Source organism: Anaerovibrio sp. (assembly GCF_051866355.1).
In the GTDB taxonomy this organism is placed as follows: Bacteria; Bacillota; Negativicutes; order Selenomonadales; family Selenomonadaceae; genus Anaerovibrio.
On record NZ_JBJDWZ010000189.1, the window covers coordinates 25,477 to 31,936 of the forward strand.

General features: G+C 32.2%; 6 protein-coding genes. All 6 read left to right on the top strand.

What is annotated here, in order from left to right; translation table 11 throughout:
• The first annotated feature begins 53 nt into the window (after positions 1 to 53).
• The 6 genes from ACI3UA_RS10180 to ACI3UA_RS10205 all read left to right on the top strand — a co-directional run bounded on the left by ACI3UA_RS10180 (position 54) and on the right by ACI3UA_RS10205 (position 6,263).
• Complete coding sequence (locus tag ACI3UA_RS10180) at positions 54 to 1,196, top strand: DUF3800 domain-containing protein (protein ID WP_439724703.1); 1,143 nt, start codon at positions 54 to 56, stop codon at positions 1,194 to 1,196.
• 23 nt (positions 1,197 to 1,219) lie between these two features.
• Positions 1,220 to 2,032: a hypothetical protein gene (locus ACI3UA_RS10185; protein WP_439724704.1), complete on the top strand. Its 813-nt coding sequence runs from the start codon at positions 1,220 to 1,222 to the stop codon at positions 2,030 to 2,032.
• 179 nt (positions 2,033 to 2,211) lie between these two features.
• Positions 2,212 to 2,433: an AAA family ATPase gene (locus tag ACI3UA_RS10190; RefSeq protein ID WP_439724705.1), complete on the top strand. Its 222-nt coding sequence runs from the start codon at positions 2,212 to 2,214 to the stop codon at positions 2,431 to 2,433.
• Entirely contained in the window at positions 2,433 to 3,770 is a 1,338-nt protein-coding gene (locus ACI3UA_RS10195) for an ATP-dependent nuclease (protein ID WP_439724710.1), read from the top strand. Before ACI3UA_RS10190 ends, ACI3UA_RS10195 begins: the two co-directional genes overlap by 1 nt.
• Positions 3,764 to 4,900 carry an AAA family ATPase gene (locus tag ACI3UA_RS10200; RefSeq protein WP_439724706.1) on the top strand — a complete coding sequence of 379 codons (1,137 nt, stop codon included), beginning with the start codon at positions 3,764 to 3,766 and terminating at the stop codon, positions 4,898 to 4,900. Before ACI3UA_RS10195 ends, ACI3UA_RS10200 begins: the two co-directional genes overlap by 7 nt.
• A 46-nt stretch (positions 4,901 to 4,946) precedes the next feature.
• On the top strand, positions 4,947 to 6,263 hold the full coding sequence (locus ACI3UA_RS10205; RefSeq protein ID WP_439724707.1) for an FRG domain-containing protein: 1,317 nt from the start codon (positions 4,947 to 4,949) through the stop codon (positions 6,261 to 6,263).
• The last annotated feature ends 197 nt before the right edge of the window (positions 6,264 to 6,460 follow it).

Genomic DNA, 6,460 nt, shown 5'->3' on the forward strand with positions numbered 1-6,460 from the left:
AACAGATTTTAATTTTATATAAAAAATATAAAGATTCGGGAGGTATTCATTCAATGGATGAAGAAAAGGATATAGATATATTAGTTTCTATACAACAGGAATTGTGTGATATGTGGGGAATTAACAACAAAACAAAATATGTATTCTATTATGATGAAAGCAATAATTGCAGAAAGTTTTGGGTTGATGGCAGCAGGCAGCAGTTTAATACAGAACATACAGCTGACTTTGTGCTGGCAGGGTTAGTTAGAAAAGAGAATGAAAAGGTGGAAGCTTCGCTTGAAACATTCCGTAAATCTTTAAAGTTGCAAGCTAATGTAAAAGAGATTAAGTTTAAAAAAATGTATGCAAAAAGTGATTTTCTACAGTGCGTGAAGGAAAGACGATTATTCGAAACTTTATCATGGATAGATAAATCGCCATTTTATATTCATTACGTTAATGTGAATAATTTATTTTATGCAATTGTTGACATATTTGATTCCATCGTAGAACTTGATGAGATAAGTGAATTTGGATATGACTATAACAAAATGAAGAGTGAATTTTATTATATGTTTAAGGGAAAAGCAGACGCATTGCAAATCTTGATGTTCAAATATAAGTATCCCAATATACAGAAAAAATATGTAGAAGCATTTTGTAATGATTTACTGTTATTGCTCAAGAGCAGGGAAGAAATGAAGGAAGAGGAAAAGTTTTTAGTCAGAATGCTTAACAGAGCAGCAGGGAGTGATGAGTTAGTATTTTTACATGATAACGATGATTATATTATGCAGGAAAACTATGCGGAATTCTATATTGACCCTATCCTAAAATATCAGAAGTCAAGGCATATATTTGATGAAGAAACGATAGTACAGGACATAGTAAAAAAGCAGATAGCAATGCGGAACAATATGGCAAATAATTTCCAGTTTGTGAAATCTGAAACAGACATATTTGTGCAATTGTCAGATGTAGTAGCAGGGATTTTAGGAAAACTGTTTAAGTACATAAATTCCACAAATGAAAATCAGCGTGGAAGAGATGTCAAAGGTTTATCAGAGCTTCAGGTTGACAATATTTTACTAATTGATAAGCTACGTATGGAAGCAGATCGGGAGAATCCTGGATTTTTATGTTCTATTGGTCCATTGGAAGGGATAGGAATGCTTAATAGATTTTTCGAAATGGTAAAGAAAAAAAGAAAATAGATTGAATCGGGAGGTTTGATAATATGGATGTTTTTGCAATGGAAAAAGGAAAGGCACTGAAACTTTCAGTTGATGAATTTGAAAAGCAGACATGCCATGAGTATCCTTATTACAGAACTAAGAAGGATAAACGACTTTCATTGTATGCGATTTGTCCTGAATGTGGAAATCCAATTCAGATTATCAATATGTATGGGGAAGAAATGATGCAGAATATAACCCATAAAATAACTCTTTATGGGAAACATACAGGTCGAGCGGTAGAAGGCTTTTCTTACTGGAATGAGGCTGAGATGAAAAATTGTTCATTATATAAGCCATCACCACTGGGTAATACAGAAATAAGAACAAAAACAAAAGAGTCTGAGGAAATAAAAGAAATTATTGGAAAAAATTGGGGAAGGATAAAGCAGGATATTAGAAGTATTGTAGGAGTGAATATACCGAATTCTGTAATGGAGCATATGCGTGAAGTTTTTATGGAATCTCATGCGTATAGTTATAAAGCGGTAAATAAGTACAATATACCATATGCTATGCTTAGATATCAGGAAACAATATCAATTTATCACATTTTTTTATTTAATTCTCCTATGAGTGAAATTGTAAAAGAGAAAATAAATAATAATAGTAAGTACTTTAAGATTTTTGATAAAGAAATAAAGAGAAAGGTAAGTGGAGGTTACAATTTAGGCATATACTTGACAAAATATCAAAAGAAAGAGCACAAGCAGTATATACATGTGGTGGTATATGAAATAGGTGACTATGGGAAGGAAAGCAGAAATATTATTTTAGAAGAAAAAATAGAGATGAAATCTTGGATTTATACGTAAATGCATAGAACTAGGTAGTTATAGTATATTTTCCATGATGGGAAAAAGATGTTGTTTTTGGGCAGAAATATATAATGAGCAATATGAGGAGGTATAGACTGTTTATTAGAAAAGTCAAATTCATAATTTTTAATGCTATAAAGATTTTGAAATTACGCTTGAAGAAGGCTTAAATATTATTGATTTTTGGAGATAATGAAGCGGGAAAATCTACAATACTAGAAGCTATAAATTTGGCACTAACCGGAATTATTAGCGGAAAGAGTATTTGGAATGAAATTTCACAGTATATTTTTTATAAGGAGGCAGTAGATGAGTATATTGTTTCGTTAGGTACAGCATCTATAGCACTTCCATACATAACAATAGAAATCTTTTTGACGGGGATGAAAATCCGTTGATGAATGGTAATGCAAATTTAGATAGAGATAACAGTGCGGAAGGATTTTGTTTCAAAATTGCATTTAATGACAAATATGCAGATGAATATGAGGCATTAGTGCAACATGGAGATGTTAAAAGCTTACCGATTGAATATTATGATATTACTTGGACAACCTTTGCCAGAGATATAATCACAACACGTAGTATACTATATAAATCATGTTTGATTGATTCATCGGAATATAGATATCAAAGTGGAAATGATTTGTACTTGTCGAGAATTATAAAAGGGTCATTGGAATCGGAAGATATAACATCTATTGCACAGGCACATAGAAAAATGAGGGATACATTTATTAATGATCCATCAATAGAAAAAATTAACAACAAAATAAATCAGGACGATAGTTTGACAGATAAAAAAATAGCATTATCAGTAGAACTGGCTACTAAGAATGCATGGGAGAATAGCCTTATTACACAATTGGATGAAATACCGTTTCATTATGTGGGAAAGGGAGAGCAATGTGTTGTTAAGACGGAATTGGCATTAGCAAAACGTGCTTCGCAAAATGCAAGTATCATTTTGTTAGAAGAACCAGAAAATCATTTATCACATACAAGATTGAATCAATTGATTAAATGTATTTCGGAACAATATGCAGAAAAACAGATACTTATTTCAACACATAGTAGTTTTGTTGCAAATAAGTTAGGGTTGGGGAAAGTGATGCTGCTTGATAACTTAAGGATAACAAAATTTTCTGAACTATCGGAAGATACATATAATTTCTTTAAGAAGGTGGCTGGGTATGATACGTTGCGAATGATTTTATGTAAGAAAGCTATTTTGTGTGAAGGAGATTCGGACGAGCTGGTGATTCAAAAAGCATATATGCAACTTAATGATGGGCGGTTGCCGATAGAGGATGGTATAGAAGTGATTTCCGTAGGTGTATCATTTTTACGTTTCCTTGAGATTGCAGATTGTATTCAGACAAAAATTGCGGTTGTTACAGATAACGATGGGGATTTGGCAGCTATCAACAAAAAGTATGAAAATTATATAGGTGCAAATCAGAAAGATTATATAAAGATATGTGTTGACAGCGTTGTGGATATAGGGACACTTAAGATTGGTAAGAGTGATTATAATTATAATACTTTGGAACCGAAACTTTTAAAAGTTAATGGATTAGATAAGTTGAATCGTATTTTTGGTACTGATTATACGGATGAGGATGATTTGAGGAAATTTATGAAACATAATAAAACGGAATGTGGGTTGAAAATATTTGAATCTTCCGAACAGATCGAAATACCAGAATATATTTTGGAGGCTATCAGATGGTAAATAGATTGATAATTGCGGCTGCAGGATCTGGCAAAACTACATATTTGGTTAAACAGGCGATGCAACAATCGGACAGTGTGTTAATAACAACATATACTATTGCCAATGAACTCGAAATTCGTAAAAAATTTATAAAACTTAATGGCTGCGTTCCGCATAATGTTACCATACAAACATGGTATTCTTTTCTTTTGCAGCATGGGGTTCGACCATTTCAGGGAGTGGTTTTGGATGATAAGATTAATGGTATGATATTAGTCAATGAAAAGTCTGGAAAAAAATATAATGGGAAATATGGTCCGGTATATTATGCAGAAGAGGATTATAGGAATTTTTATTTTGCGGATGGAATGAAAATGTATTCTGATAAGATTGCAAAATTTGTATGTCGTTGTGAAAAGGGGAGTAAAGGAAGAGTTTCGCAAAGAATTAGCAGGATTTGTCCTAAGATATATATAGATGAGATTCAAGATTTAGCGGGATATGATTTAGATATCATAAAAAGTATGTTGCAAGTGGATTGTGATGTGACAATGGTAGGAGATCCTAGACAGGTAACATACCATACACATAACGAAGCAAAGTATAAGAAGTACGCAGATGGTAAGATAGAAGCATTCATTAGAAATGAGTGTAAAAAAATAGATTGCATTATTGATAAAGAAACTTTGAATGATTCTTACAGAAATAACCAAAGCATATGTTCATATTCATCGCAGTTGTATGAAGAATATGGCGAAACTGGAACGAAGCAATTTGAGGTTACTGGGCATGACGGAGTTTTTTTGCTAAGACCAGATGATATTGCTGCATATTTAGAAAAATTTAAACCAATGCAACTAAGGGTGAAGAGAACAGTAAAAGTGAATGACGGATATGCAGTAAGAAATATGGGTGAGGCTAAAGGATTGACATATGATAGAGTTCTAATTTATCCAACTGGTGCGATGAGAAACTGGATGATGGATCATTCAAAAAAATTACCACCCAAAACAAGGGCTCAATTTTATGTTGCAATAACAAGAGCAAGATATAGTGTTGGAATTGTTTTTTTGATTATGATAAAAGCACAAATGTTGAAGGTGTGGAAAATTATATGTAATTTGACAAGAGTGTTGTATATTAAGTGAATTATAACATTAATAAACTGTGATGTATATGAAGGAGGAGCAAAAAATGTTTTTCTTCTTTTTTGGAGAAATAGGAGAACTAGAACATAATGACATTGTAAAAAGCGCTTTTGAAAAGATAATGTTCGAAAAATTGCAGTCGGAAGGATATTGTGACATTAATCCACTGATAGGGAGACCGAGAATATCTAAATATGAAATAAAAAATAACTTAAAGAAATTAGATTCTCCATTGGCTAAAGTATTTGCAGGAAAGTATGCTAAAGATACTGAGGAACTTGAAAAAATAATGCTACCAGTACTTAAAGAATTAGCAGAAAAACTATCAAAAAATAAATATCAACTTGATGAATACGACTACTTTGCCGTTATTTATTTTATCTTTCAGATGTATAAATCTGTTGATAAGAAGCTTGATTGTGTAAAAAAGTTATACACAACTTGGGATAGGAAGAAGCATGATATTGAGATGTCAAACGGAATAGTTTTTGATGCGACTATGGTTAAGGTGAATTTCATATCTTCAATTAATCAGTACGTAGATTTTTTGGGACAAATTAGAAAAAAAGAGGGAAAACTGTTTTTCCGAGGACACAGTAAAGTTTCTTATAATTTGAAACCTTCTTTATTTCGAAAAGAAGAATGGTTATTAAATGAAAGGAAAATGTATTTAGAATTAATGGCGAAATGTCCTCTTGAATTCGAACGCTTAGAATCACATGTAGAAAAACTGGCAAAAATGCAACACTACGGTTTGCCTACAAGATTGTTAGATGTTACCCAGAATCCATTGGTTGCACTCTATTTTGCATGTGAATCTCAGCATTCGTATTATGGCGAAATAATAGTTTTTTCGCAGAGTCTGGATTCTGTAAAATATTTTCAAAGTGATACTGTTGCAATGCTAGCGTCCCTTCCTCTTTTTACTAAAGATGAGCAAATGCAATTTTATCATTCTAGTTTGGGTACGTCTTCAAATGAGAATGATTTTAAGGCTAAAATTGAACGCCTTGTTCATGAGGTGAGAATGGAACGTCCTGGTTTTAAATCGGAAATAAGAGCAGAGGATATAAGGGATGCTGTTGTTTGCATTCCTGCAAGGAAGAATAGAAGAATTGATAATCAAGAAGGTGCATTTATCGTTTGTGGATTGCTTGAGGAAACATATGGTGACAAAAAGTATAATACATTATCAAATTTGCGATTAAAGTTGGATAATAATAAGATTACAATTTGCATTATTTATAACAAAGCTGATTTACTGAACGAGCTGGAAAGTTTGGGGATAAATAAGGCAAAGATATATCCAGAAATAGATGATGTTGCAGATTATATAAAAACGCATGTTAATACAACTATGTAAATATTGAAAAATCAATATAAAACATAGGGAAGAAAAATATACTGATGAACAAGCAATAATTTTGATATGAATATACAAGTTGCAGACAGTCATTCTTTGAGAATCGGTGCTACGAACAGAATCATATAACTTTTGCAGAAGCTGCGTTATAGCGATAATGAGAATAATGCGAGAAGATGGATATGGGAGTTATGCCA